The following is a 1,154-nucleotide window of genomic DNA, read 5'->3' on the forward strand; positions in this document are numbered from 1 at the left end:
CTAGTGGTTGAGCCCTGACGGTTGAGTCCGTGTGGGGTTTCGGTTTGCGCCCCATCCTGCGAGTCTGGCGGGATGCGCAGTGGCATCTCTTTCACGCTCTCCACCTCGGATCGCCTTCGGCTCGAAGCACTCGTCGCGGATCGAAACACGTCGCAGAAGCACGTCTGGCGCGCCCGTATCGTACTGCTGAGCGCCGATGGGCTGGGGACGCATGCGATCATGCGTGAGGCGGGCGTGTCCAAGACGGTGGTCTGGCGCTGGCAGGACCGCTTCGCGCAGGAGGGCGCCGATGGGCTCCTTCGGGACAAAACGCGACCGGCGCGCATCCCGCCGCTGGGGCCGGAGGTGGCGGCGCGCGTGGTGGCTCTGACGCAAGGAGAACCACCCGGCGAGACCACGCATTGGACGGCCGCCGCCATGAGCAAGGCCGCGGCCATCAGTGTCTCGTCGGTGCAGCGGATCTGGTGGGGGCACGGCCTACAGCCGCATCGAGTCCGGCAGTTCAAGCTCTCCACCGACCCGGCCTTCGCCGCCAAACTGCGCGACGTCGTCGGGCTCTACGTCGACCCGCCGGCCCACGCCGTCGTGCTCTCGGTCGACGAGAAGAGCCAGATCCAGGCGCTCGCCCGCACGCAGGAGCCGTTGCCGATGAAGCCGGGCCAGCCGACGACGCGCACCCACGATGACAAGCGCCGCGGCACGACGACCCTGTTTGCCGCCCTGGACGTGCTGGAGGGCAAGGTGATCGGCCGCTGCATGCAGCGCCACCGGCATCAGGAGTTCATCCGCTTGCCGAGATGCGGTCGAGGCGGCGGTTCCGGCGGGCAAGATCGTCCACGCGATCCTGGACAACTATGCCGTCCACAAGCACCCGAAGGTCCGTGCCTGGCTCGACCGCCACCCGCGGCTTCACCTTCCACTTCACCCCGACTTCAGCCTCGTGGCTCAATGCCGTCGAGGGCTTCTTTGCCAAGCTCGCAAAACGCCGGCTCCGACGCGGCGTGTTCGGATCGCTGATCGAGGTACAGGCCGCCATCAAACGCTTCATCGCCGAGAGCAACGGCAATCCGAAGCCCTTCGTCTGGACCGCCGACCCGGATCGCATCATCCAGGCCGCAAAGCGCGGGCACCAAGTGTTAGACTCGTACCACTAG

Annotated in this window: 1 pseudogene; it reads left to right on the forward strand. The window is 67.2% G+C overall.

Going from position 1 to position 1,154, the window contains the following annotated elements:
• Positions 1-72 precede the first annotated feature (72 nt).
• Positions 73-1,154: pseudogene (locus tag FV223_RS28150) on the forward strand (IS630 family transposase).

The organism is Methylobacterium sp. WL116 (assembly GCF_008039455.1).
Lineage (GTDB): Bacteria > Pseudomonadota > Alphaproteobacteria > Rhizobiales > Beijerinckiaceae > Methylobacterium.